The 24352-nt window shown below is 57.5% G+C and carries 25 protein-coding genes and 2 tRNA genes; 7 read left to right on the forward strand and 20 right to left on the reverse strand.

Annotated elements, in window-relative coordinates; all coding sequences use genetic code 11:
* Positions 1-110: 110 nt before the first annotated feature.
* Complete coding sequence (gene folE2, locus BN874_RS14630) at positions 111-944, forward strand: GTP cyclohydrolase FolE2 (protein WP_034434891.1); 834 nt, start codon at positions 111-113, stop codon at positions 942-944.
* 81 nt (positions 945-1025) lie between these two features.
* Here the strand turns inward: folE2 and BN874_RS14635 are convergent.
* The 8 genes from BN874_RS14635 to BN874_RS14670 all read right to left on the reverse strand — a co-directional run bounded on the left by BN874_RS14635 (position 1026) and on the right by BN874_RS14670 (position 8476).
* A tRNA-Val gene (locus tag BN874_RS14635) sits at positions 1026-1100 on the reverse strand.
* Between the two features lie 62 nt (positions 1101-1162).
* Complete coding sequence (locus BN874_RS14640; RefSeq protein ID WP_195912200.1) at positions 1163-1972, reverse strand: S1C family serine protease; 810 nt, start codon at positions 1970-1972, stop codon at positions 1163-1165.
* Between the two features lie 13 nt (positions 1973-1985).
* Positions 1986-2465, reverse strand: a complete 480-nt coding sequence (gene greA / locus BN874_RS14645) for a transcription elongation factor GreA (RefSeq protein ID WP_034434810.1) — start codon at positions 2463-2465, stop codon at positions 1986-1988.
* On the reverse strand, positions 2462-5686 hold the full coding sequence (carB, locus tag BN874_RS14650; RefSeq protein ID WP_034434812.1) for a carbamoyl-phosphate synthase large subunit: 3225 nt from the start codon (positions 5684-5686) through the stop codon (positions 2462-2464). Before carB ends, greA begins: the two co-directional genes overlap by 4 nt.
* A 33-nt stretch (positions 5687-5719) precedes the next feature.
* A complete protein-coding gene (gene carA / locus BN874_RS14655) occupies positions 5720-6859 on the reverse strand; it encodes a glutamine-hydrolyzing carbamoyl-phosphate synthase small subunit (RefSeq protein WP_034434814.1) in 1140 nt (379 codons plus the stop codon).
* Positions 6860-7009: 150 nt separating this feature from the next.
* The gene (dapB, locus tag BN874_RS14660) at positions 7010-7813 is read right to left on the reverse strand and encodes a 4-hydroxy-tetrahydrodipicolinate reductase (RefSeq protein ID WP_034434816.1); all 804 of its coding nucleotides are present in this window, start codon (positions 7811-7813) and stop codon (positions 7010-7012) included.
* A gap of 140 nt (positions 7814-7953) precedes the next feature.
* Positions 7954-8027: transfer RNA gene (locus BN874_RS14665), tRNA-Gly, on the reverse strand.
* 116 nt (positions 8028-8143) lie between these two features.
* A complete protein-coding gene (locus tag BN874_RS14670; protein WP_154724959.1) occupies positions 8144-8476 on the reverse strand; it encodes an H-NS histone family protein in 333 nt (110 codons plus the stop codon).
* A 228-nt stretch (positions 8477-8704) separates the two neighbouring features.
* Here BN874_RS14670 and trmB point away from each other — a divergent pair, with 228 nt between their 5' ends.
* Positions 8705-9415 (forward strand): tRNA (guanosine(46)-N7)-methyltransferase TrmB, encoded by a 711-nt coding sequence (gene trmB / locus BN874_RS14675; protein ID WP_051497886.1) that lies wholly within the window; start codon positions 8705-8707, stop codon positions 9413-9415.
* A 66-nt stretch (positions 9416-9481) separates the two neighbouring features.
* Complete coding sequence (locus BN874_RS22755) at positions 9482-10852, forward strand: D-alanyl-D-alanine carboxypeptidase (protein ID WP_051497887.1); 1371 nt, start codon at positions 9482-9484, stop codon at positions 10850-10852.
* 163 nt (positions 10853-11015) lie between these two features.
* Here BN874_RS22755 and BN874_RS14685 read toward each other — a convergent pair whose 3' ends face one another.
* The 8 genes from BN874_RS14685 to BN874_RS14720 form a co-directional block, all read right to left on the reverse strand.
* Positions 11016-11312 (reverse strand): hypothetical protein, encoded by a 297-nt coding sequence (locus BN874_RS14685; RefSeq protein WP_034434819.1) that lies wholly within the window; start codon positions 11310-11312, stop codon positions 11016-11018.
* Positions 11313-11339: 27 nt separating this feature from the next.
* Complete coding sequence (locus BN874_RS14690) at positions 11340-11603, reverse strand: hypothetical protein (RefSeq protein ID WP_034434821.1); 264 nt, start codon at positions 11601-11603, stop codon at positions 11340-11342.
* 583 nt (positions 11604-12186) lie between these two features.
* Positions 12187-12774 (reverse strand): chemotaxis protein CheB, encoded by a 588-nt coding sequence (locus BN874_RS14695; RefSeq protein ID WP_034434823.1) that lies wholly within the window; start codon positions 12772-12774, stop codon positions 12187-12189.
* Between the two features lie 326 nt (positions 12775-13100).
* Positions 13101-13358 carry a hypothetical protein gene (locus BN874_RS14700; protein ID WP_034434825.1) on the reverse strand — a complete coding sequence of 86 codons (258 nt, stop codon included), beginning with the start codon at positions 13356-13358 and terminating at the stop codon, positions 13101-13103.
* A 125-nt stretch (positions 13359-13483) separates the two neighbouring features.
* Positions 13484-14698, reverse strand: a complete 1215-nt coding sequence (locus BN874_RS14705; protein WP_034434828.1) for an ABC transporter permease — start codon at positions 14696-14698, stop codon at positions 13484-13486.
* Positions 14698-15456: an ABC transporter ATP-binding protein gene (locus BN874_RS14710; RefSeq protein ID WP_034434830.1), complete on the reverse strand. Its 759-nt coding sequence runs from the start codon at positions 15454-15456 to the stop codon at positions 14698-14700. The genes BN874_RS14705 and BN874_RS14710 overlap by 1 nt, the downstream gene beginning before the upstream one ends.
* Complete coding sequence (locus BN874_RS14715) at positions 15453-16772, reverse strand: efflux RND transporter periplasmic adaptor subunit (protein WP_051497888.1); 1320 nt, start codon at positions 16770-16772, stop codon at positions 15453-15455. Before BN874_RS14715 ends, BN874_RS14710 begins: the two co-directional genes overlap by 4 nt.
* Positions 16769-18256: an efflux transporter outer membrane subunit gene (locus BN874_RS14720; RefSeq protein WP_081756419.1), complete on the reverse strand. Its 1488-nt coding sequence runs from the start codon at positions 18254-18256 to the stop codon at positions 16769-16771. The genes BN874_RS14715 and BN874_RS14720 overlap by 4 nt, the downstream gene beginning before the upstream one ends.
* A 345-nt stretch (positions 18257-18601) precedes the next feature.
* Here BN874_RS14720 and BN874_RS14725 point away from each other — a divergent pair, with 345 nt between their 5' ends.
* Positions 18602-18865 carry a hypothetical protein gene (locus BN874_RS14725; protein ID WP_034434832.1) on the forward strand — a complete coding sequence of 88 codons (264 nt, stop codon included), beginning with the start codon at positions 18602-18604 and terminating at the stop codon, positions 18863-18865.
* Between the two features lie 31 nt (positions 18866-18896).
* Positions 18897-19055 (forward strand): DUF3309 family protein, encoded by a 159-nt coding sequence (locus BN874_RS23780; RefSeq protein WP_034434835.1) that lies wholly within the window; start codon positions 18897-18899, stop codon positions 19053-19055.
* A 205-nt stretch (positions 19056-19260) separates the two neighbouring features.
* On the opposite strand, the gene BN874_RS14735 is transcribed toward BN874_RS23780, so the two are convergent.
* Positions 19261-19548, reverse strand: a complete 288-nt coding sequence (locus BN874_RS14735; protein ID WP_034434837.1) for an encapsulin-associated ferritin-like protein — start codon at positions 19546-19548, stop codon at positions 19261-19263.
* Positions 19549-19851: 303 nt separating this feature from the next.
* Here BN874_RS14735 and BN874_RS25795 point away from each other — a divergent pair, with 303 nt between their 5' ends.
* Both BN874_RS25795 and clcA read left to right on the forward strand, forming a co-directional pair.
* A complete protein-coding gene (locus BN874_RS25795; protein WP_230314452.1) occupies positions 19852-19932 on the forward strand; it encodes a hypothetical protein in 81 nt (26 codons plus the stop codon).
* 122 nt (positions 19933-20054) lie between these two features.
* Positions 20055-21665, forward strand: coding sequence for a H(+)/Cl(-) exchange transporter ClcA (clcA, locus tag BN874_RS14740; RefSeq protein ID WP_195912201.1), 1611 nt, complete (start codon positions 20055-20057; stop codon positions 21663-21665).
* A gap of 73 nt (positions 21666-21738) precedes the next feature.
* Here the strand turns inward: clcA and BN874_RS14745 are convergent, their stop codons facing one another.
* From BN874_RS14745 to BN874_RS14755, 3 genes are read right to left on the reverse strand one after another with little or no spacing between them, the layout of a single operon-like run.
* On the reverse strand, positions 21739-22473 hold the full coding sequence (locus BN874_RS14745; RefSeq protein WP_034434839.1) for an amino acid ABC transporter ATP-binding protein: 735 nt from the start codon (positions 22471-22473) through the stop codon (positions 21739-21741).
* Positions 22466-23422, reverse strand: coding sequence for an amino acid ABC transporter permease (locus tag BN874_RS14750; RefSeq protein ID WP_034434841.1), 957 nt, complete (start codon positions 23420-23422; stop codon positions 22466-22468). Before BN874_RS14750 ends, BN874_RS14745 begins: the two co-directional genes overlap by 8 nt.
* A 7-nt stretch (positions 23423-23429) precedes the next feature.
* Positions 23430-24233, reverse strand: a complete 804-nt coding sequence (locus BN874_RS14755) for a transporter substrate-binding domain-containing protein (protein ID WP_034434842.1) — start codon at positions 24231-24233, stop codon at positions 23430-23432.
* Between the last annotated feature and the right edge of the window lie 119 nt (positions 24234-24352).

The following is a 24352-nucleotide window of genomic DNA, read 5'->3' on the forward strand; positions in this document are numbered from 1 at the left end:
CCAATCATGGCGATTGACACTTCGGGACCCGTTAAAGTGGCCCAATGGATCGAGTCTAAAACGAAAGGCGTGTGTGCGCCGCTGAGAGGATTGCAATGAAGCCATTGATGATGAGTTCTGCGGCCACGTCTACAGTGGTCCATATCCCCGATGTGCAAAACAGCGCCGATACCCGTCGTCTGGCGATCAATAAAGTGGGGATCAAGGATATCCGCCATCCGGTCCGGGTGCGCGACCGTAGCGGCGGCGACCAGCACACCATCGCCATGTTCAACATGTATGTGAATCTGCCCCATAACTTCAAGGGCACGCACATGTCGCGCTTCGTGGAGATTCTCAATGTACCGGGGCGGGAAATCTCAGTGGATTCCTTCAAGGAGATGCTGGCAGAAATGACCGGGCGATTGGAAGCGGAAGCCGGGCATATTGAGATGAGCTTCACCTATTTCGTGGATAAGGCCGCCCCGGTTTCGGGGGTGCGGAGTCTGATGGATTACGAGGTGACGTTTATTGGCGAAATTCGTGACGGCCAGCCGACCATGAATCTCAAGGTGGTAGTGCCGGTGACCAGCCTGTGTCCCTGCTCGAAGAAAATTTCCAAATACGGGGCGCATAATCAGCGCTCGCATGTCACGGTTAATGTGCGGGTGCATGGTTTTATCTGGATTGAGGATGTGATTGATCTGGTCGAAAAAGAAGCATCCTGTGAGCTGTATGGTTTGCTCAAACGGCCGGACGAAAAATATGTGACGGAGCGGGCCTACGAAAATCCCAAGTTTGTCGAGGACATGGTGCGCGATATTGCCGCCAAGCTGAACCAGGATGATCGAGTGACAGCGTATGCGGTGGAATCGGAGAATTTTGAATCGATCCATAACCACTCGGCCTACGCCATGATCGAATGTGATAAAGAAGCTAAAGGAAACTGCGGTTGCGGAGAGTAGATTTGACGATTAGCGTGCAGATCGCGCTGGGCAATAAAAATAAAAAAGCCGTTCGCGATGAACGGCTTTTTTATTGGAATCTGGTGGGCGATGCTGGGTTCGAACCAGCGACCCCTGCCGTGTGAAGGCAGTGCTCTACCGCTGAGCTAATCGCCCGTTAAACGGGATGCGAAGTATAAAGACTCCGCTCCCGCTTTGACAAGCCTTGATACGGATCTTCACTGGGCCAACCCCTTGACCTGTTTCAGCAGCGCCTGGGCATAGCGGATCGGAATTGCGTAAGTGATGCCGCTCGGTCTCTCCAACAGGGTTTCCTTGCTTTCCTGCACAAATACCTTGTTGATGACGCCGATCACTTGACCGGTGTGCGGTTCATACAGAGGGCTGCCGCTATTGCCGGGATAGGCGGTCGCATCCAGTTGCAGCACTTCAAACGGTTCGCCTTTCAGGCGCTTCAGCGTTATGGCGTCTAATTGCCCGGCTGCCGGAACCGGAATGGCGACTGGGCTGATGGCGGAAATGATGCCGGTATGCGTGACTGGAAACAGGCCCAGTACGACGCCGATAGGGAACCCGGTGAAGGCGATGCTCTGCCCTTCACGCAGGCTTTGCGATTCACCCAGCCGCAGTGGCGGCAGCGGCGCACCTTCGATTTCCAATACAGCCAGATCGTGGCTGGGATCGGTTGCAACCTTGGTCGCCAATCGCGACTCGACTTTTTTACCCTGGCCGATGAATACCGCCAGCGTTTCCTTGTTTTGAGTGTCGAGGAAATCCGGCAGGGCGTGGGCGTTGGTGATGATGTGGCGACCCTGCGCGACTACAAAACCGGTGGCCTGGAATTTAGCCGCCGGTCGCCGGGCAGGTTGCACCGTACCGATGGCGACAATGCTGGCTTTCACCTTATCAACGGTATCCGCCAAATCGGCCGCCTGGGCTACGACGGGAGGCATGGCCAGTATGAAACTACTTGCCAGCAGGATCGCCCGCATTCGGCGGCAGAAAAACAGTAAACAGATTTTGATCATGGTGACTCCGAGTTTAGAGGTATTGCACGTCCCTGATCTCGTAGGTCTTGATGCCACCCGGCGTTTGCACATCAACTACATCATCGGTAGATTTTCCAATCAGCGCCCGGGCAATCGGTGAACTGAAGGAAATCTTGCCTTCTTTGATGTTGGCCTCGTCCTCACCGACAATCTGGTAGCGCCGCTCCTCCTCACTGTCTTCCGCCCGCAATAGTACGGTGGAACCAAATACCACTTTGTCCGAGGCCGGCAGCGTGGTGACGTCAATAATCTGGGCGCGAGCCAGTTTCGATTCGATCTCAGCGATCCGGCCCTCGGCGAAGCTTTGCTGTTCGCGGGCAGCGTGATACTCGGCATTTTCCTTTAAATCGCCGTGGGCGCGAGCCTCGGCAATCGCAGCGGTAATGCGCGGGCGGGCCACCGTCTTGAGTTCCAGCAGTTCAGCGCGGAGTCGGGTCGCGCCAGTCACAGTCATCGGTACTTTTTGAGTCATGAGTGTAATTCCCGGTGCAGATCCTGAAGGCAGTTCACGGTTCCGTTATCAAGTTCGCGCAGGGCTTGGCAAGTAGCCCGGGCGGCGGCGAGGGTGGTGGTATAGCTGACCTTGTGCATCAAGGCCTCGCGGCGGATGGAAAAAGAATCCGCGATGGCTTGCTTGCCCTCGGTAGTATTGACGATTAACGCGATCTGGTCGTTCTTGATCAGATCCACGATATGTGGCCGGCCTTCGCCGACTTTGTGAACGGTTTCGCAATTGAGACCGTGGCTGCGCAGAGCCAAGGCGGTGCCCTTGGTCGCCACCAGACCGAAGCCCAGTCGTTCCAGTTCACGGGCAATCTCGACTGCTTTTGCCTTATCGGCATCGCGCACACTCAGGAAGGCTTGGCCGCTGCGGGGCAACTGATCGCCCGCGCCGAGCTGGGCTTTGGCGAAGGCCTCGCCGAAAGAGCGCCCGACCCCCATCACTTCTCCGGTGGATTTCATTTCCGGCCCCAGCAGTGGGTCTACCCCAGGGAACTTGACGAAGGGAAACACCGCTTCCTTGACCGAATAATAGGCGGGAATCACCTCGCCGGATACGCCCTGCGCAGCCAGACTGCGCCCCACCATGCAGCGGGCAGCGATTTTGGCCAGCGGTCGCCCGGTGGCTTTCGAGACATAGGGCACGGTGCGGGAGGCGCGGGGGTTGACTTCAAGCACATAAACATCGTCGCCCTGAATGGCGAACTGGGTGTTCATCAATCCGATCACGCCCAGCTCCAACGCCATGGCCCGCACCTGGTTGCGCAGCCGATCCTGAATTGCCGGACTCAGCGAGTAGGGTGGCAGCGAGCAGGCTGAATCACCGGAATGAACACCGGCTTCCTCGATGTGCTCCATGATCCCGCCGATGATGACTTCACGGCCATCGCAGAGGGCGTCCACATCCACCTCAACCGCGTTATTGAGAAAGTGATCCAGCAGCACCGGCGAGTCGTTGGAGACTCGCACCGCGTCGCGCATGTAGCGGCGCAAGTCTTCTTCCTGGTGCACAATTTCCATCGCCCGCCCACCGAGCACATAGGAAGGTCGAACCACCAGCGGATAGCCGATTTCCCGCGCCAGCCGCACTGCTTCTTCGGGTTCACGGGCGGTGCGGTTCGGCGGCTGCAATAAACCAAGCCGGTGGATCATCTGTTGGAAGCGTTCGCGATCTTCAGCCTGATCAATCGCATCCGGGCTGGTGCCGATGATCGGCACACCGTTGGTCTCCAACGGACGAGCGAGTTTAAGCGGGGTCTGACCGCCGTACTGGACGATCACGCCCTGGGGCTGTTCCTTGCGGACGATTTCCAGCACGTCTTCCAAGGTCAGCGGCTCGAAGTACAAGCGGTCGGAGGTGTCGAAGTCGGTGGAGACGGTCTCCGGGTTGCAGTTAACCATGATGGTTTCGTAGCCGTCTTCGTGCAGGGCGAGCGCGGCGTGAACGCAGCAGTAGTCAAATTCGATGCCTTGGCCGATGCGGTTGGGACCGCCGCCCAGCACCATAATCTTGGCACGGTCGGTCGGCTCGGCTTCGCACTCCTCCTCGTAAGTCGAGTACAGGTAAGCGGTACCAGTGGCGAATTCGGCGGCGCAGGAATCCACCCGCTTGTAGACTGGATGGATGTCCAGCTCATTTCGCAACTGGCGGATCTCGTTCTCAGCGGTGCCGGTCAAGGTTGCCAGCCGGCTGTCGGAAAAGCCCTTGCGTTTGAGCGCATACAGCCGATCCCGATCATGCAGCGCGGCCAAACCCTGAGTACGCGCTTCGCCGGCGATCTGGACCAATTCCTCAATCTGAGCCAGAAACCAGGGATCAATTTTAGTCAGTTCGTAAAGGGTCTCAACCGAATAACCTAGTCGGAACGCCTCGGCAACGAACCAAATCCGTTGCGGACCGGGCACCCCCAATTCTTGCTTGAGTATGGTGTGCGGATCCGAGCGCCGATGATCGAGGACTTCAGTAAAGCCATCAACGCCGATTTCCAGCCCGCGCAACGCTTTCTGCATGGACTCCTGAAAGGTGCGGCCAATCGCCATGACCTCACCGACTGATTTCATCTGGGTAGTCAAGCGCGGATCGGCTTGCGGGAATTTCTCGAAGTTAAAGCGCGGAATCTTGGTAACAACGTAGTCAATGCTCGGCTCGAACGAAGCCGGGGTGCGGCCACCGGTGATCTCGTTTTTTAACTCGTCGAGGGTGTAACCGACCGCCAGCTTGGCTGCCACCTTGGCGATAGGGAAGCCGGTGGCTTTGGAGGCCAGCGCCGAGGAACGGGATACCCGTGGGTTCATCTCGATGATCACCATCTGCCCGTTATCCGGGTTGATCGCGAACTGGACATTGGAACCGCCGGTTTCGACCCCGATCTTGCGCAGTACCGCCAGTGAGGCGTTGCGCATGATCTGATATTCCTTATCCGTCAGGGTTTGTGCTGGGGCAATGGTGATGGAATCGCCAGTATGCACCCCCATCGGGTCGAGATTTTCAATGGAGCAGATGATGATGCAGTTGTCGGCGCGATCCCGCACTACCTCCATTTCAAACTCCTTCCAGCCCAGCACCGATTCTTCCAGCAGCACTTCACTGGTCGGCGACAAATCGAGACCACGCTCCAAGATTTCCACCAGCTCTTCACGATTATAGGCGATGCCGCCGCCGCTGCCGCCGAGGGTGAAAGATGGGCGAAGGATGGTCGGGAAGCCGATTTGGTGATGTTGCGCCAGTGCTTCCTCCAGGCTGTGCGCGATCACCGAGCGTGGGGTTTTCAGACCGATCTCGTGCATGGCCCGGCGGAACCGATCGCGATCTTCAGCCATATTAATAGCGTCGGGCGAGGCGCCAATCATCTCTACTCCGTACTGTTCCAACACCCCATGGCGGACCAGATCCAGCGCGCAGTTCAGCGCCGTCTGTCCACCCATGGTCGGTAATACAGCGTCGGGCCGCTCGCGGGCGATGATATGGGAAACCGTCCGCCAGTGGATCGGCTCGATATAGACGGCATCCGCCGTGCCGGGGTCGGTCATAATCGTGGCCGGATTGGAGTTCACCAGAATCACCCGGTAACCCTCCTCCCGCAGCGCCTTGCAGGCCTGGGTGCCTGAATAATCGAACTCACAGGCTTGGCCGATCACGATGGGACCGGCGCCGATAATCAGGATACTTTGCAAATCGGTACGCTTGGGCATGGCTCTACCTGGCAAATGATGAGGGGCGCGGCGCTAGGAACGGGGGGCATGTGCCGCCATGAGGGCGATGAACCGGTCGAATAGCGGCGCTACGTCATGCGGGCCAGGGCTGGCTTCAGGATGACCCTGGAAACTGAATGCAGGCCGGTCAGTGCGGGCGATGCCTTGCAGCGAACCGTCGAACAGCGAGCGGTGGGTGGTGCGTAACGTAGTCGGCAGGGTGGACTCGTCCACCGCGAAACCGTGGTTCTGGCTGCTAATCATCACCCGACCGCTGTCCAGATCCAGCACCGGATGATTGCCGCCGTGATGACCGAACTTCATCTTGACGGTGTGTGCGCCGCTGGCCAGTCCCAGTAGCTGGTGGCCGAGACAAATCCCGAACAGCGGAATATTAGCCTCCAGTAGTTCGCGGATAGCGGCAATAGCATAGTCGCAGGGTTCGGGATCACCGGGGCCATTGGATAGAAACACGCCGTCAGGTCGCAGCGCCATGACTTCTTGGGCAGACATCTGCGCCGGCGCGACTGTGACTCGGCAACCGCTCATAGCCAGCATCCGCAAAATGTTGCGCTTCACGCCATAATCGTAGGCGACAACGTGGTAACAGGTATCGCGCACGGCTGGGAAATCATTGCTGTCCAGTTGCCAGACGCCTTCATACCACTCGTAAGGTGTCGAGGTGCTAACCACCTGCGCCAAATCCATGCCCTTCAGCCCGGGAAATACACGGGCCAGCTTCAAGGCCAAATCGGTATCGAGACCTTCACCCGCCATGATGCAACCATTCTGGGCACCCTTTTCCCGTAGCAACCGGGTCAAGCGCCGAGTATCAATGTCCGCAATAGCGACTACGCCGCACTCGCGCAGATACTGATCCAACGGTTGCTGGCTGCGCCAGTTGCTGGCGACGCGGGGGCAGTCGCGCACTACCAGGCCGCTGGCGTGGATACGGGCTGCTTCCGCGTCGCCCCGATTAGTGCCGACATTGCCGATATGCGGATAGGTCAGGGTGATGATCTGCTGGCAATAGGACGGATCCGTCAGGATCTCCTGATAGCCAGTGATCGATGTATTGAAAACGACTTCGCCCTGGGCATGACCATCGGTGCCGATGGATTCGCCCCGGAACACGCTACCGTCTTCCAGGGCCAGAAGCGCGGGTTTCCTCAAGGGAGCCTCCAGAACAGACACGCACAATAAAAGAGCGGCGAGAAGGCCGCTCCGGGAAAGGGGTTGCGAAACGGGTGGATCAAAATGAGCGCAGAGTCTACCAAATCACGCCGCGCTGCTCTAGCGGCAAAGAGGGCGGCAGGTAGAGATTCAGCGCAGGCCAAGGACGTCCTGCATGTCAAAAAGACCGGAATCACGCCCAGCCAGCCAGCCAGCGGCGCGCACCGCACCCTTGGCAAAGGTCATTCGGCTGGAGGCGCGGTGGGTGATTTCAATCCGCTCGCCCAAGTCGGCAAACAGCACGGTATGATCGCCCACAATATCGCCGGCGCGGATCGTGGAAAAACCAATCGTGGCGCGGTCACGTTCGCCGGTAATGCCTTGCCGCCCGTAAACAGCGCAGTCTTTCAGGTCTCGATCAAGCGCTTCAGCGATGACTTGGCCCATCGCTAGCGCAGTTCCGGAGGGCGCATCCATCTTATGCCGGTGGTGGGCTTCGATGATTTCGATATCCACACCGTTGCCCAACGCCCGCGCCGCCATATCCAGCAGCTTGAAGCAGAGATTGACACCAACGCTCATATTTGGCGCGAACACAATAGGGATGTGCTGCGCGGCACGGCTGATTTCGGCTTTCTGTTCAGCCGAGAGGCCAGTCGTGCCGATGACCATGGCCTTACCAGCGGCTTGACAGATATGCAAATGATTAAGGGTCGCCGCCGGACGGGTGAAGTCGATCAGCACATTGAAGCGGTCGGTCAGCGGCGCCAGGTCAGCGGTGATAGGCAGGCTTAACCGCCCGATCCCGGCGAGTTCGCCGGCATCGGCGCCCATTAATGGGCTATCGGGATGTTCTGATGCCACTGTGCAGCGCATACCCTCAGTCTGATGGCAGGCATCGATTAAATAGCGGCCCATGCGACCGGCTGCGCCGGTGATTGCAACATGAATCATGGCGGGTTCCTCATCACTGAGAGTGTGAAACAGGGTGCGGCTACCACCTCAAACTGGCATCGGGATAATTCCGGCAAGTTTCAACGAAGCCAAAAGATAACAATAAAAAAGGGTTACGCCATGACGTAACCCTAGTGTTTTGGAGCGGGTGATGGGAATCGAACCCACGCTATCAGCTTGGGAAGCTGAAGTTCTACCATTGAACTACACCCGCGATGCAACTTCATTCTTTCAGGTAGCCCAGCGGGCTGGCTAGACTAGAATCCTAACGATAAAATGCGCCCCCTGCAAGAAGTGGATTCCAGGCAAGGGGCATAAAACAGGTGAAGATCATTCAGGGATACGAAAAGCTTCGATATCCGCGCCGTTCTCAAGCGCTTGCTTCATCCAGCCTGGTTTTTTGCCATGCCCAGTCCAGGTTTGCCATGGGCTATTCAGATTGCGGAACTTCGCTTTACCGGAAGACCGTTTTTTGCGAGTAGAGTACGCAAGGATACCTTCGGGTGTCATATCAACCTGATTGGCCATCTGTACCATCTGCTCGCGGATGGCTTGGATTTCACCCGCCTTTTTTAATTCGATTGCATCCTCAGCGCTCTTGATCAGCGCCTTGAGTTGCTCGATGGAAGAGGCTTCGATGATCACTTCAAGGGGATTGCTCATGGTTATGTATTTACCGTCGTTATCGTTTCGGAAAAGTTCCGTGATCAGGACCACACAGCTATTCTAAAGCATTTTTTTCTATTCGCAATAGTTTCAATCATTGTTTAGTTTGATCTATTGGCCTAAGACATCCAGTCATCACATGAGTCAATGCATGAACATTCTTGGCTGCACCGACTGTGTTCTTGACCGGTTCGATGAAATACTACGAGAAGCTCATTGAGAATCATGTCTATTGTTGATGAATGGAAGGTGGGCGCCGATTCGCCGCTGCGAATCCGCAGTTTTGTTTTACGCGAGAGTCGAATGACCCGTGCCCAGCAAAGGGCGTTGACCGAGTTGTGGGAGCGGTTCGGGATCGAGTCCGGTAACACACCATTGGCTATCGTGGAATTATTTGGCCGTCGGGCGCCGCTGGTGGTGGAAATCGGTTTTGGCGATGGCGAGTCGCTGGCGGTCATGGCCAACGCTGATCCAGAAGTGAATTATCTGGGCATCGAAGTCCACCGTCCCGGCATTGGGCATTTGCTGTTGCGCGCCGAGAAATTGGGATTGACCCATCTTCGGGTCATGCGTGCCGATGCTGTGGAGGTACTGGAGCGGCGGTTACCGGATGAATCCATTGACCGCATTCAGATTTTTTTTCCTGACCCTTGGCCCAAGGCGCGACATCACAAACGCCGTCTCATTCAATCGTCCTTCGTCGCACTGTTGGCGCGTAAACTCAAATCAGCAGGACAATTGCACATTGCTACTGACTGCGAGGACTACGCTCGTTCTATTCTGGATTTACTGAACGCTACACCAAGGTGGGTTAATAAGGCTCCAGACCAGGGATTTACACCGCATCCTGCCGATCGTCCGCTGACCAAATTCGAACAGCGTGGCCGACGTTTGGGGCACGAGGTGTGGGAATTATTGTTCATGCGTTGTGAGTGATGGGTTACAGCATCAATTTCTGCCGTAACGAACCCTAGCCGATGGGATCATTTTCGCCCAAAATGAATGATCGCATTTTCCAGCGCGAATCAGACTACGGGGTTGCCACCGCTGCGCACTCTGGGCGGATTGGCCTACACTCAAGACGGCGATGAGGTCAACAACATGTCTTTACAGTTCTTTTTTGATGTGTTCCGCAACGGGCGTCCGCAATTCTGGATGCTGATCACGATCCTGATGATAGGAGTAAAACCCGTATTGGGGCAGGAAGGGCAGGGAGGGCAGGGAGTGTCTGTGCAACCCGGGATTGCCGCACGCTCTGCGGTGCTGATGAATCCAGCTACGGGTGAGATCCTGTTTGCCAAGGAACCCCACTTGCGCTTGCCACCAGCCAGCACCACCAAGGTGTTGACTGCGCTGGTGGCGTTGGAACACCTTGATCCCAATACACGGTTGTCGGTCAGCCCACAGGCGGCCAGCGTATCTCCAAGCCGTGTCGGGTTACGAGCAGGCGAGGCTGCTGCGACGCAGGATCTGTTATACGGTCTGCTTTTGAAGTCAGGCAACGATGCGGCTGAAACCCTGGCTGAGGGAGCGGGTGGTTCGATTTACGGGTTCTCCGAGTTGATGAATGCCAAGGCGGGGCAGATCGGCGCCCGCGATAGTCATTTTATGAACCCGCACGGCTTACCCAACGATGAACATTACTCCACAGCCTACGATCTGGCGCTGATTTTCCGGCAGGCGATGAATCACCCAATGTTCGCGGATATCGTGCGTACTCGCAGCGCGGCACTGCGGATCGAGTCAGGGCAAGGTTCGTTTGATGACTGGCGGATGGTGCCGGTACTCAATCACAATCGGCTATTGGCCTCTTATGAGGGCGCACGTGGCGGCAAGACCGGTTTTACCCTTAAGGCTCGGCGCTGCTTCGTTGGCGAGGTGGATCGCGGCGGTGTCCGGTTGATCGTAGCGATTCTTAATAGCCCCAACAGTGGTACGTTGTGGCAGGATGCCCGCACCCTGCTGGATTACGGTTTTGCCCGTTATGGTCTGGCGCCGCCCCCGCCGATGCCATCAGAGTCATTGCCGGTTCTGGTTCGACAAACGCCGGCCGTAGTGCCAACCGTGGCACGAGTAGCGGCCAAACCTCCGGTTGCCAAGTCAGTGGTTTCCACCAGATCAGTGGTTTCTACCAAGCCCGTAGCGCCGTTCACCCGCGCCAAGATAACCGTCAGAAACAATACTATCGCCCAGAAAACGATAGTGACCACCAAGCCAGCAGTGTCCAGGACCGGCAAAGCACCTGCTGTTGCGGCAACTAAGTCAGTGACTGGCAAAGCGGCTGCCAAGGCGGAGAAGCGGGAGGTCACCAAGGTGGCGCGGGTTGACCCAGCCATAAAGCCAAATCAGAGGGCTGTCAAACCACGGAGTTAGGTGGAGGTGAAGCATTAACCCTGTCCAGGTCGTCAAAAAAGGTGATTCAAACGAGTCGCCTTTTTATTCGCGAATCACTTAACCGCGAAACTTACAGCTTACGGATGCACGTCCAATGGGTTTATGGAGCAATCCTAATTCTACTTTGCCAGAACACATGTCACTATTCGTTAAGTTGCTGTTTGCGGTGGGTGGAATCGATAGCCGCCTGCCGTTTGCGGTGGCGCACCTCCCTCTGGCGGAGGGCCTCCTCCAAGGTCGTATCCCGGCGGGGAAGGAAGTGGTTGAGCAACGCCCGAATGTCGGTACTGCTTAACAGCGGTCGGGGCTGCTGGTGAAGCCGACGATCTTCCAATCCGAACCGCATCGCCCTCATGACCAGCGCCAGATGAGGGTGCCAGCCCCGCCAGCCCCGGACCTGGTAGTCGCCCAGTCCGACGTCCTGTTTGCCCTGTTGCAAGGCGCGTTCGATCCAGTAGCGTTGCCCTTACATGAACGCCAAGCGGGGCGCCGGCGTGTCGTCTGGGGCGTTGCTGAGGCTGTACTTGAACTCAGTCGGGGTGTCGATCTCCCGACGCACGATCAGATGCCACGGCCGGGCCTGGGCTTCTTCGCCATCCCACAGCCACACCCGCCGATGCAGAATTTCCACCCGCAACGGGCCTTTCGTACCGGCGCGCAAGGTCGGTTTTACGCTGAAAGCCCCGCTGAGCCACGGGAATGTCCGCCGCCTGACCGCGCGCCGGGTCACTCGTCCACGCCTCGGGCAAAAATAACCGTTCGTCCATCAAAGGGTTGACAGCTACTGAAAACTTTATTGACTTTCATGGGCTTTCATTTAAGAATCTTGGCCGTTCTCAGGAACCTACCGCCAGTTGGGCGGAAAGTAACGCTTGCAGAGAGGGCGTGAGACCTGGGGGAACATGCGGTCGCCTCATCAGCGTAAAGTTCCCCACCCGTGGGGAATTTGAGTGGCGAAAACCAAGCCGTACCCTTGGGCAACCTCGTTGAAGCAAGAAGTGAGCTATGGAATAAAAGACCATGGTTTACGCAACGGAACATTGACCACGGTGGGTTTGTCACAATGCGGCCAGACTCAGCACGGCGAGCAGTGCCGAAATCAGCATCGAACGGTTCATGAGGAATCCTTATGGAAGTGGCAAAGCGTGGCACTGAGGGTTGCGAGACATCCGCGAATAAGCCGCCGGTACGATTCGATAGGTCGCATTCGGTACATGAAAGCGTAGGCGTGTGCCATGCACAGTTCTGTGCGCTAGCGCACACAGTGGCAAAACATCTATTGCGTTGAGCGCCTACGCATAGCCGAGTCGGCCTTAGATATTCCCGTGAGCAATTCGAATGATTTCTTGGGCGATATCCTCAGGTGAAAGAATAAAATCGATACACCCGCTTGCTATTGCGCTTTCAGGCATATCGGGCTGCTTGGCTGTTTCAAGTTTCTGCGCGATAGTAATGCCCCCCACTTCTTTTATCCCGCACAGCGCCGCTGCCCCATCGCCATCATAGCCAGAGACAATGACAGCGATCAGTTTTCCGTCCCAGTGCTGGGTTAGGGAACGCAGAAAAACCGTAATCACGTCAGGCCATCCCCTCGGTTTTGATATCGGCTTTAGATGAAACTCTCCATCAAGAACGTGCAAATCACGTTGGCTCGGGATGACAAACACACGGTTGGGCTGAATGAGTAGTTTTTCCGTAATCAGTTCAACCGGCATCTTGGTGTAGCGTGGGAGAATCTCGTGGAGCAGAGTGGCTACGGTTCTCAGGTGATTGACGATGACGATAGCAACACCCATATCGTCCGGCAGATGCCGTAGTAACCGGGTATAGGCATCGAGACCACCGGCTGAACCGCCGACACAAACGATAGGAAAGTCTTCTGCAATACTATTGGCTTTCATTAACGACCACGCCGCTTCGGATTTTTTATTTCACTATAGCTTTATTAAAAAAAACCAAATTCATCTTGACGGAACACTAGAATCGCTTCTTATTTCTCTTCGCCGACGGAGAAGGTGCCAGCGCACCGGTCCAAAAACTGAGGATATCGTTATCAGTGGTCAGTCATCGTTGAATTATCGTATTGCAATTTCGGCCGCTTCTCGGGGACTCAGGCAGTCCGAGTATCACGCCACCTTCACGGTGGCGCGAAGGATATAAAAGTCCTCTTAAATTCTTTGAGTTCACCTGTAATTTACAGCGTCAAAAAGTAAAGACCCAGTGTCTGTTAGGCGGCAGCCAGATAGCCAAGACCCTCTTCCCATATCAGTTCAACACGGCGCGATTGTGGGACTACGGCCTTCGCGTGAGTGGCAAACAGGAAGCCTTCAGCATTGCGCCACCAACTGGCGCCGGTGGCAAGATCACCGTAAGTGGTCATCATTCCGCGTGATACTGCGGATTCGATAGCGTCGGCTACTTCGGATGTTGCGGAAAAGTCGAGGATTTTGGTAACGCTACTGGCCGAAAAAACTTGCTTGTTCATTTCCTTGCCTTGGGTGGGTTGCTACGTTTTCATAAGTATCACGAAGCTCAAGCTATCATCACCCAAGGGAAGCGTATGTGCGCTAACCAACATACTTACCGGATTTCCGAGCCAACAATAGAACCTTACTCGTGCCGCAGCGCCTCAATCGGGTCCATTTGCGCGGCGCGGCGGGCGGGGAAGTAGCCGAACACCACCCCGATACCCGCTGAGAACACAAAGGACAGCAGGTTAATGGTCGGATCGAACCGATAGGGCAAATCCATCAAGCCGGTTAGCACGATGGATGCGCCCATCGCGATGCCAATGCCGATGATGCCGCCCAGCGCCGCCAAGGCCACTGCTTCGATCAGGAATTGCAGCAGCACCTCGCGCTCCAGCGCACCAATCGCCAGACGCAGACCGATCTCGCGGGTGCGTTCGGTGACGCTGACCAGCATGATATTCATGATGCCGATGCCACCCACCAGCAGACTCACCGCCGCCACCGCGCCCAGCAACGTGGTCAACACCTGCGTCGTGCCTGACAGCGTTTCAGCGAGCTGCTGGGTATCGAAGATGTTGAAGTTGTCATCGTCGCTGTCGGCCAGCTTGCGCCGCTCGCGCAGCAATTGTCGCAAACTGGTTTTCAGCCGGGTGCTGTCGCTGCCGTCCTCCATTGACACCAACAAGGTATTCACCTTGCGGCTGCCGGTGACGCGGCGTTGCAGGGTGTACAGCGGCACGACCACACTGTCGTCCTGATCGCCCATCCCGCCTTGACCCTTGGCGACCAGGATGCCGATCACGTTACACGAGAACTGCTTGACCCGCAGTGGCTCGCCCAGGCCGGTCTGGCCGACAGTGCCGCTGTAGAGTTCGCGCCGCACCGTCTCTCCAATAATGCACACTGCCGCCCCGGCGTGCTGTTCGTCGGCGTCGAACAAGCGACCGCTGGCCAGTTTCCAATTGCCGGTCTCAAACCAGTCATTGTTGCTGCCGTAGATATTGGTGGCCCAATTGCGGCCGTTAGCGACTACGGTGAGGCTGGCGCGACCTTCGGGAGCCACTGCGGCGACGCCGCCGATTTGCGCCTGGATGGCATTCGCATCGGCCTCGGTGAATTGCGGCACCGACCCACCGCCGCCGCCCCGCCCGTGGCGTTGGCCGGGACGTATCAGCAGCAGGTTGGTGCCCAGACCCGCGATCTGCATTTGTACCGCTTGGGTTGCGCCGTTGCCGAGTGTCACCATCGTAATCACTGCGCTGACGCCGATCACGATGCCCAAAATGGTCAGGAACGAGCGCAGCAGGTTGCGGCGGATCGACCGCAGAGCAAGAAAGAGGGTATTGAACAGCATCAGCGACTCTCCACCGGATGCACCGGCAAGTCCAAAGCGATGGGGTGCGAATTCGGGGCGTCGCTGTCAATGTGACCGTCCACAAAATGCACCAGACGCCGGGCATAGGCCGCCATGTCCGGCTCGTGAGTCACCATTAACACGGTAATGCGGTGTTCCACGTTCAGCCGTGACAGCAGTTCCATGATTTCCTGACTGCGCTGGGTATCGAGGTTGCCGGTCGGCTCGTCGGCCAGCAGCACCGCCGGTTGGGTGACAATGGCGCGGGCAATGGCGACCCGCTGCTGCTGGCCGCCGGACAGTTCGGCCGGAGTGTGATGTTCCCAGCCGTCCAAGCCGACCGACTGCAAGGCTTTAGCCGCTGCCGCATGTCGCGCTGGCGTACTCTCGCCGCGATACAGCAGTGGCAATTCGACGTTTTCCTGGGCCGAGGTGCGCGCCAGTAAGTTGAAGCCTTGAAACACGAAACCCAGGTAACGCCGACGCAGCCGCGCCCGCTGGTCGCGTGACAGCGCTTCGACGTGAGCGCCCTTGAACAGATATTGCCCGCCGGTCGGGGTGTCCAGGCAGCCCAGAATGTTCATTGCAGTGGATTTGCCTGAACCGCTCGGCCCCATGATCGCCACAAACTCACCGGCGCTGATGTCGAGGTCAATGCCTGTCAAGGCGGTCAGCGCGACTGGGCCAACGCCGTACACCTTGGTCACGCCACGCAGGCGAATCAGTGGCGCCGCGTTGGGCAACCCAGCCGCACTCATTTCGCCGCCATTTTTTGGTCGGTGATCACTTGCATCCCCACTTGCAGATCGCCGCCGGTGATTTCGGTCATCCGGCCATCGCTGATGCCCGGCGTGATCGCTACCGATACGGCAGCGGCGCCACTCCCGTCGGGCAGCACCCATACCTCCTTGGAGGTAGCGGTACTGGCGCCGACAGCGGCCGATTTGCGGGATCTGCCGGGCATGCGCGGTATCAGGCTGGCGGTGATACTTTGCTTCGCGGTCCGGTCCGTATCGGCAATGGTCGGGGTAAAGCGCAGGGCGCTATTGGGCACCAGCAACACATCCTGACGCTGGGTCGCAGTGATCGTCGCGGTGGCGGTCATGCCGGGGCGCAGGCTCAAGTCGGTGTTATCCACATCCAGATAAGTCAGGTAAGTGACGACGTTATCGGTGATGGTAGAGCCATAAGCCACACGAGTGATCCGGGCTGGGTACGGGCGATTCGGGTAGGCACTGACGGTGAAGCGGGCCTCTTGGTCCACCTTGACCGCGCCCACGTCGGCCTCGTCAACGTAGACCTGCAAGCGCAACTGCGTCAGGTCTTCAGCCACGGTGAACAGCGTCACCGCTTGCAATGACGCGGCGACCGCGTTGCCGGGGTCTACCGTGCGGGTTAGCACCACGCCATCGGACGGCGCCCGGATCGACGCCTTTGAAAGGTTGATCTGGTCAGTGGACAGCGCCGCTTCAGCTTCATTGACGCTGGCGCGGGCGCTGGCCTCATCAGCGACAGCCCGTTCAAACATCGCCCGGCCGCTATCGAGTTCAGCTTTCGACGGCACCTTGCCGCCCGACAGCCGCGCCACCTCTTCGAGCCGCGCCAGGCTGGCCTTGGCTTCCTTCACAGTGGCAACGGTCTGTGCGACCTTCGCATTCGCTGCGGCCAGCGACGCTCGCGAGCGCAGAATCTGGTCACGTAACTTGGCGGTGTCGAGTTCAACCAGCACCTGGCCTTTCTTAACCCGATCATTGACGTCGACATAGACCTTCAACACCGTGCCCGAAAGTTCGCTGCCAATGTTGACCGAGCGAGTCGGCTGCAAGGTACCGTTGGCAGTGACGGTCAGCGTCAAGTTACCGCGTGCTACCACCTGGGTGGTGTAACTGGGTGCTGCGCTGGCCGTTTGACGTGCTTGCCAGTACCACCAGCCGATGCCTGCCAGTGCCAGCAGCAGCACGCCGGCCCACAACGCCGGGCGGCGATACCAGACTGGCAATGCAGGTTCAACGAGCAAGGTTGCAAGGTCGGTTTCGGGGGGCGGCATGATGGTGGCAGGGATCGGGATGCTCATGGTCGGTAAGTCCGGGATTCAGTAAGGGCTGCTGTTGCATCGCCGCCGTTGGGATTCCAGCCGCCACCCAGCGCCTTGTACAGGCGCACATGGTCGGCGCTCAAGGTAGCGCGAGCGGTAGCCACACTGTACTGAGTGTTGAGCTGAGTGCGCTGGGTGTCGAGTACGGTCTGGAAGTCAACCAGCCCACTGCCGTAGCGCTGGCGCGCCAGCAGCGCGGCATTAACGGCGGCCTCGGCGGCGCGCTGTAGGTACAACAGCCGTTCGCGGTCATTACGCAATGCGACCAGCGCATCCTCCACATCTTTGAGTGCCGTCAACACCGCGGCCTGATAGGCCATGTACGCCTGATCCAGCACCGCCTGCTGGGCACGCACTTGGGCACGTAAAGCGCCACCGTCGAACACCGGCAGCGACACGCTGGCCAGCAGCACACTGACGACCGATGCACCGTGGGTCAGCGCGCCCAGCGTCAGTGCGCTCAGCCCCAGCGAACCACCGATTTGAAAGTTCGGTGCGAGAGCTGCGTCGGCCTGCGCCACACGGGCTATCGCCGCCGTCACCTGGTCTTCCGCCGCCCGGACATCGGGTCGCTGACGCAAGGTCTCGGCGGGTAGGCTCAGCGCCAAGTTGTCGTCCGTCTGCGGCACCGGGCCGGACGCGGTCAGCACCGTCGACAAGGCTGCCGGCGGCTGGCCAATCAGCACCGCAAGGGCATAACGGCTCTGCTCGATGCTGGTTTGCAATACCGGCAACTGGGCGCGGGTCTGCTCGGCCTCAGTGCGCGCCTGTTCCACTTCCAGCGAAGTGACCAAGCCAGCCTGTAAGCGCCACTGGGCGATCTGCAAGGTCTCCAGTTGGCTGGACAGATTGTCATTGGCAATCGCCAACAGTACCTGGGCACCACGCAGCGCGATGTAGTCGAGCGCGATCTCAGCCGCTATCGATACCTGCACGTCACCCAGAGTCGCGGCACTGGCCAGCACCGTGGCATCGCTGGCATCCAGCGCACTCCGGTTAGCGCCGAAGAGGTCAAGTTCCCAACTCGCGTCCAAGCCGGCTTCAAAGCTGTTTACGGCGCTGTTGCTACCAACTTGGCTGCGCCGGGCCGATGCCGAACTACCGACCACCGGCAATAGCGCCGCCGCCGAGACATCCCGCAGTGCCCGGGTCTGTTGTAGAACAGCCTCAGCACTCTTAATGCTGGTATTGGCCTGCAAAGCTTGGCTCACGAGGTTGCTGAGCAGTGGGTCGTTGAAGCGCGACCACCACTGCACCAACGAGGATGAACCGTTCGGCGCAGCGATAACGACGGTAGACCACGCAGTCGGCACAGCGACGGCAACCGGAGCGGTAGGCTGAGGCGCTATCGCCGCGCAACCACACAGAGCCAGCGTCAGACAACCGACGATGGTTAGGTTACTTATCCACTGCGCAGCGTTCTTGCGGTGATCAGCATGAAGGTCGTTATGGTTAGCAAGCATCAGGCATCTATGAATCCGCAGGTGTTGGCGACTTGCCGTCATGGTGTTTGAGAACAACCCCACGTTGTAGAGCGCGAGGCATTGGTGTCACCTTTGCGGTGCAATCAACTCATGATGCGGGCTTGCCCCTGAGGCAGTCTGTTCGGTAGCGCACGGTACGCACGCCACTGCTGCCTACGGTCTCGAAATGGATGTTTATCATTGTGTTCGCCAGCGCACTGAACTATCCATAGTCCGCGCCTACCCTGCTCAAATACCGAGTGCGACCTGCCGAGCCGTGCTGGGTTGCCCGCAGACGGCTTACCGCTCTCCGTATCACGTTTTTCAACTTCCAAAGGATTCCCCATGAACCATTCAATGTTGATGCTCACACTGCTCGCCACGCTGGGTCTGGCCGCTTGTGACAGACCTACCGTTGTCAATAATCCCACCACACCCGTCGCTGTGCCCGGACCCGCAGGTCCGCCAGGTGCAACCGGCAGTCAAGGCAACAAGGGCACTACCGGTAATCAAGGTAACAAGGGCGAAACCGGCAAGCCCGGCGATAGCAGCACAGTCATCGTGACGCCGCCTGCGGCTCCCGCTCCGGCTCCAGTGCCAGCGAAGTAGATTTACTTCCCGCCACTGCGAGGAGAAGATCATGAGCTTGGGAACCATTCTGTTAATCATTCTGATTGTGCTGCTGATCGGCGCGATTCCGACTTGGCCGCACAGCCAAAACTGGGGCTATGCGCCCAGTGGCGGGTTGGGGTTGGTGGTGATCGTGATCATCGTGCTGCTGTTGCTGGGGCGGATTTGACGGGTCGTCCCCGCTTTGCGCTCGGGCGGGCGCGACTGCGCTCGAGCGCCCCCTGACTGGTGTGATGAACGAGCGCAACTGCGGCCAACATGGTGTGTAACCGCCCAGCGCGAATCAAAGGCCAATGAGAACGGCACCGGCGCGTTGAATGTTTGCATTCAACGGTCGCCGAAGGCGATCCGCTGTAACGAAGGGTTAGCGATCCTCACTGATGCGCAATAGGTTTTTCGGTGAACAGGTAGTCCTTGAGTTCCTTGGAAAACCTTGGATCTTTACGCCGAATCCACTCCAGTACCATGGAGGCATATTCTTTTTCCTCGTCTCGATTGTGTTCGAGGATGGCCTTGAGTTCTTGGTTCTTACATGCATCAGCTCGTTGGTTGTACCAATCGACCGCTTCTAACTCTTCCATCAGCGACACAATGGCTCGATGCATGTCGCGTGTTTCATCGGACAATTCCTCTATAGGTTCGTGATAACCAACACTGGACATTTCTTTCTCCTTCTTGGTTGGGGGTTGGTTTTTGTCGAAAACAGTCTGATGTTCAGCATGAGTGGACTACAACAGCTTGCCACTGTGAGTCTGCTCGGTAAGAATTGGTCCTGTAAATTTTCCTGTGATGGCGGGGGTTGGTAGCGTCAGGCTAGGGCGTTGACTGAATCCAACCAATTGATCTAAATAGGTGATGTTCATTTTATCTGCCTGCCCCACAGTTCCGATCACAGGAAAATTTACAGGAGGAACTATTTTACCCATCGCTTCACGACGAGTATTATTGAGGGAATTAACAACTCCATAAAAACAGTGAAACGCATGGGCTACGGTTTTCGCAACTTTTCCAACTTTAAGCAACGGGTGTTAATGTATTTTGCCTAGCTCCACAAGAACCCTCGAAGAACCAAAAATTTTTCTGTTAAATCAGTTATTGATAATATCTACTGAAGTGTTCGAGAGGAGAGAAAGATATTACTTTAAAAAAAGTAGATGCCGAAGCAGCAATGTCTGATGAGACGCAAAACGAAATCACGCCCAGTGTCGTATCCAGTGAGGTGCGCGATTTTGTCCGCGCGCATGAACGGCGGCGGCGGCAGTTTCCGCGTGCGGCATTGGTCGGATTGCTGGCGGGCTTACTAGCCGTAGCCTTTCGCTATGCTCTCGATGGGGCGGATAAATTGCGTGACAGCCTCATTGCCTTGGGCCATTCCTATCCTGCTTGGGGGTTTCTGATTCCCATCGCATTCGGTGCATTAGGGAGTGGCATTGGCGTGTTTTTAGTCCAGCGGTTCGCGCCGGAAGCGTCCGGCAGCGGCATTCCTCATCTTAAAGCGGTGTTGCACCGGTTGCGGCGCATGGCGTGGCGGCGAATCCTCCTAGTGAAATTTTGCAGTGGCGTATTCAGCATAGGGGGCGGGCTGGCGCTGGGGCGCGAAGGGCCGACTATTCAAATGGGTGGGGCGATCGGGCAGATGGTCAGCCAGTGGTTTAAGAGCACCGCACGCGAACGCCAAACCCTGATTGCAGCGGGCGCTGGGGCCGGTCTGGCCGCCGCTTTTAACGCGCCGCTGTCCGGGGTGATCTTCGTGCTGGAAGAAGTGCAGCGCGATTTTTCACCCACAGTCTTTACCGCAACTTTCGTAGCCTGTGTCATCGCCGATGTTGTGGCCCGGTTGCTTTCCGGGCAACTACCGGCGTTTCACGTTGACTACCATCCGCTGGCGTCGCTGGAAAGTCTGCCTGTTTTTCTGGTGCTGGGACTCCTCGCTGGAGTGTTAGGCGTTGCTTTCAACCGCGCGCTTCTGGCCAGTCTGCGCTTGTTCGCACGCGCCGGTCATTGGCCTCGTGGGGTGACGGGAGCCATCGTGGGCGCAGGCGTGGGGTGGGTAGGGTGGTTTCTACCCCAGGCGTTGGGCAGCGGGCATTACCTGGTTGAACAAACGCTGGCAGGGCAGGGGACTATCAGTTTTTTGCTGCTTTTTTTCGCGCTGCGTTTCGGCCTAACGATGTTTTCTTACGGAACGGGCGCGGCGGGAGGCATCTTTGCGCCGCTCTTGGTGCTGGGTGCGCAAATCGGCCTGCTGACCGGATTAGTTGCCGGTCACTTTTTCCCCTCTGCCGCGCCGGAGCCTACCATGTTCGCGGTGGTGGGTATGGCCGCTTACTTTACGGCGATTGTGCGCGCTCCGCTCACGGGCATCGTCTTGATCGTCGAGATGACCGAAAGTTACTCGCTGATGCTGCCGTTGTGTGTCGCTTGTTTCTGCGCCTATGCCATCGCCGATTTGCTGGGCGATAAACCCATTTATGAGGCGTTACTGGAGCGTGATCTACTGCGAAGTCAGGATGTTCCCAAACTGGAAAGCAACCTGTTACTGGAGCTACTGGTACAACACGGTGCGCCTTTTGAAAACAGGCGCATCGGCAATTTAATGTTGCCCGCTGGCTGCCTTATCATCACGGTTAAGCGCAGCATGTACAGTCATGTCGCCGAGCCGGGCATGGCTCTTCAGGCCGGCGACCGAATAACTGTAGTTGTTTCGCCACAGGCTGCGGCTGCGGTGGCTTTGTTGCGTGAAGGAGTGTCCAACAGGTTTGTCCACCACACGCCCTGAGCATCGTTTTTGATGGATAGTACTTGAAAGGGGACCAGATGAAAGAACTCCACCCAGCGGAAAAACCGTGGAATCACAGAACTTGCCGGAGAAACATCTGCGCCCTGGGTTCTTTGGGGGCAGTGAAGAATTGCTCAGGTGGTGAATCCTCCAGAATCCGCCCGGCATCCATGAACAGCACCCGGTCGGCGACTTCGCGGGCGAAACCCATTTCGTGGGTGACCACCGCCATGGTCATCCCTTCGCCGGCCAGTTGCTTCATCACATCCAGCACCTCCCCAACCATTTCCGGGTCCAGCGCACTGGTGGGTTCGTCGAACAGCATGATCTTGGGGTCCATCGCCAAGGCGCGGGCGATGGCGACCCGCTGTTGTTGCCCGCCGGACAGTCGCGACGGGTATTCCTGCGCTTTCTCGGCGATGCCCACCTTGATGAGCAGTTGCATCGCCCGATCTTCGGCTTCAGCGGCTTTGCGCTTGCGCACCACCCGTTGCGCCAAAGTGACGTTCTCCAGTACGGTTTTGTGCGGGAACAGGTTGAAGTGCTGGAACACCATTCCGACTTCACGGCGTACTGTATTGAGGTTGGTCTTGCTGCCGGCGATGTCGATGCCGTCAATAACCACTTGGCCGTCGTCAAATTCTTCCAGCCCGTTCAGGCAGCGCAGAAAGGTGGATTTGCCGGAGCCGGACGGGCCGATAATTACCACCACCTCACCTTTGGCAACTTCGGTGGACGCATCGTCTACCGCCCGCACCGTCTGACCGCGCCCGGTGAATACCTTGACCAGATTCTTGACCTTAATCACTGCGGGCAAACCTCCGCTCCAGCCAGAACAACAGTTGCGATAGTACCGAAGTCACCAGCAGATACAGCAGGGCGACGGTGAACCAGATTTCAAAAGTGGCGAAACTGGAGGTAATGATCTCCCGCCCGCTCTTGGTCAGATCGGTGATGGCGATGACCGATACCAGCGAAGAATCCTTGATCAGGCTGATGAACTGTCCAGCCAGCGGTGGCAACACCCGCTTGAAGGCTTGCGGCAGCACGATGTAGGCCATGGTCTGGAACGGGTTCATCCCTAGTGACCGTGCCGCTTCGGTTTGCCCCTTGTGAATCGACTGAATGCCGGCGCGGATGATCTCGGCAATATACGCGCCCACAAACAATGCCAGTGCGCCGATGCCGGCAACCGTCCGATCCAGATTCAGCACGGTGCCGATGAAGAAGTAGAAGATGAAAATTTGCACCAGCAGCGGGGTGCCACGGATCAGTTCGATATAGAAAATCGCCAGCCCGCGCAACGTGGGATTACTGGACACGCGGCACAGCCCGGTAATCAGGCCAATGAACAACCCGAACAGGCCGGAGATGAAGGAAAGCCAGATGGTGACCCATAACCCTTGGGTCAACGGCCCAATCCGCCACTCGAACTCATCGCCAACCGGATCGCCCTCCGCCACGGTATCACCGACTGCGACTTTGGATTTTTCCACCGTCACCGTGACCGGAGTGCCCTCGTTATCAGGCGCAATGACAATGTGGCTTGACGTTCCAGCAAGCGTGATGGCGCTGATCCGTCCGGCGACCGGGGAATCCTGCGGCAGTTCCGCCCGATAGGCGAAGTACTGCGGCACCCGGTCCCAGCGCCACTCGTAGTTGATACGTTTGGTGGCGATCCACAAACTCGCCGTCAGCCCGATCAGGATGACGGCGAGCAACAGGTGCCAAGGCCAAGTGCGGCGTTTTAGCGGCACGGCGGGCCTACTGCACGTCTTTCAGCCAATCGGTATTTTTGAACCACTTCTGATACAGCTTCTCGTAAGAGCCATCCTTCTTGACCTTGACCAGAAAGCCGTTGAGCCACTTCATAAATTCAGGATTGCCCTTGCGCATCCCCCAGCCCAGCGGCTCGTCGGTAAAGGGTTTATCGAGGAACACCAGTTTCCCTTCGCCGCGCTGACCGATAGCGACCGCGTTGTAAGGCGAGTCATAAATGAAGGCATCGGCCTTGCCGTTGACCACTTCCATCAATCCTTCCTGCTCGGTCTCGAAGGAACTGTAGTTGGCCTTGGGCAGGTATTTCTTGGCGGCGATTTCGCCGGTGGTGCCGAGTTTCGAGGTGATCTTGTACTTGGGATTGTTCAAATCCTTATAGGACTTGACCTTGTCGGCTAAATCCTTGCGCAGCAGCGCAGTTTGCCCGATCACCATATACGGATTGGAAAAATCGATCTTCTGGGCGCGTTCTTCAGTAATTGTCATCCCGCTCATGATCAGGTCGCATTTCTCCGTGAGCAGGGCAGGGATGATGCCATCCCAGGCGGTGCTGACCAGCTCCAGCTTGACGCCCAGGTCCTTGACCATCAGTGTGGCCAAATCCGGGTCGAAGCCGACGATTTCGCCGCGCTTGTTGGTCAGTTCAAACGGCATGTAAGCCGGCTCCAGACACACCCGCAACGCGCCACGTTTCTTGATGTCGCTGAGCACATCGGCGTGGGCGGGGATGCTGAGCAGGGTGAACAGGACGCTGAAGGCGAGGCCAAGCGCAATCAGAAATTTTTTCATACGAATTATTTTCCTTGAGGTGGTTTTTATGGGTGTGACAGCAAACCGGCGGTTTAACGCCTGGCTGTCATCATATAGAAATAATTTCCGGCTTAATACCTGAACGCCCGCCTGATCGG

Source organism: Candidatus Contendobacter odensis Run_B_J11 (assembly GCF_000531125.1).
GTDB lineage: Bacteria > Pseudomonadota > Gammaproteobacteria > Competibacterales > Competibacteraceae > Contendibacter > Contendibacter odensensis.

Bases quoted from the DNA above. Each gene is read 5' to 3' on its own strand.
- folE2 (WP_034434891.1), top strand. From the start codon at position 111: ATGAGTTCTGCGGCCACGTCTACAGTGGTCCATATCCCCGATGTGCAA.
- BN874_RS14640 (WP_195912200.1), bottom strand. From the start codon at position 1,972: ATGATCAAAATCTGTTTACTGTTTTTCTGCCGCCGAATGCGGGCGATC.
- greA (WP_034434810.1), bottom strand. From the start codon at position 2,465: ATGACTCAAAAAGTACCGATGACTGTGACTGGCGCGACCCGACTCCGC.
- carB (WP_034434812.1), bottom strand. From the start codon at position 5,686: ATGCCCAAGCGTACCGATTTGCAAAGTATCCTGATTATCGGCGCCGGT.
- dapB (WP_034434816.1), bottom strand. From the start codon at position 7,813: ATGATTCATGTTGCAATCACCGGCGCAGCCGGTCGCATGGGCCGCTAT.
- BN874_RS14670 (WP_154724959.1), bottom strand. From the start codon at position 8,476: ATGAGCAATCCCCTTGAAGTGATCATCGAAGCCTCTTCCATCGAGCAA.
- trmB (WP_051497886.1), top strand. From the start codon at position 8,705: ATGTCTATTGTTGATGAATGGAAGGTGGGCGCCGATTCGCCGCTGCGA.
- BN874_RS22755 (WP_051497887.1), top strand. From the start codon at position 9,482: ATGATCGCATTTTCCAGCGCGAATCAGACTACGGGGTTGCCACCGCTG.
- BN874_RS14695 (WP_034434823.1), bottom strand. From the start codon at position 12,774: ATGAAAGCCAATAGTATTGCAGAAGACTTTCCTATCGTTTGTGTCGGC.
- BN874_RS14700 (WP_034434825.1), bottom strand. From the start codon at position 13,358: ATGAACAAGCAAGTTTTTTCGGCCAGTAGCGTTACCAAAATCCTCGAC.
- BN874_RS14705 (WP_034434828.1), bottom strand. From the start codon at position 14,698: ATGCTGTTCAATACCCTCTTTCTTGCTCTGCGGTCGATCCGCCGCAAC.
- BN874_RS14710 (WP_034434830.1), bottom strand. From the start codon at position 15,456: ATGAGTGCGGCTGGGTTGCCCAACGCGGCGCCACTGATTCGCCTGCGT.
- BN874_RS14715 (WP_051497888.1), bottom strand. From the start codon at position 16,772: ATGAGCATCCCGATCCCTGCCACCATCATGCCGCCCCCCGAAACCGAC.
- BN874_RS14720 (WP_081756419.1), bottom strand. From the start codon at position 18,256: ATGCTTGCTAACCATAACGACCTTCATGCTGATCACCGCAAGAACGCT.
- BN874_RS14725 (WP_034434832.1), top strand. From the start codon at position 18,602: ATGAACCATTCAATGTTGATGCTCACACTGCTCGCCACGCTGGGTCTG.
- BN874_RS23780 (WP_034434835.1), top strand. From the start codon at position 18,897: ATGAGCTTGGGAACCATTCTGTTAATCATTCTGATTGTGCTGCTGATC.
- BN874_RS14735 (WP_034434837.1), bottom strand. From the start codon at position 19,548: ATGTCCAGTGTTGGTTATCACGAACCTATAGAGGAATTGTCCGATGAA.
- clcA (WP_195912201.1), top strand. From the start codon at position 20,055: ATGTCTGATGAGACGCAAAACGAAATCACGCCCAGTGTCGTATCCAGT.
- BN874_RS14755 (WP_034434842.1), bottom strand. From the start codon at position 24,233: ATGAAAAAATTTCTGATTGCGCTTGGCCTCGCCTTCAGCGTCCTGTTC.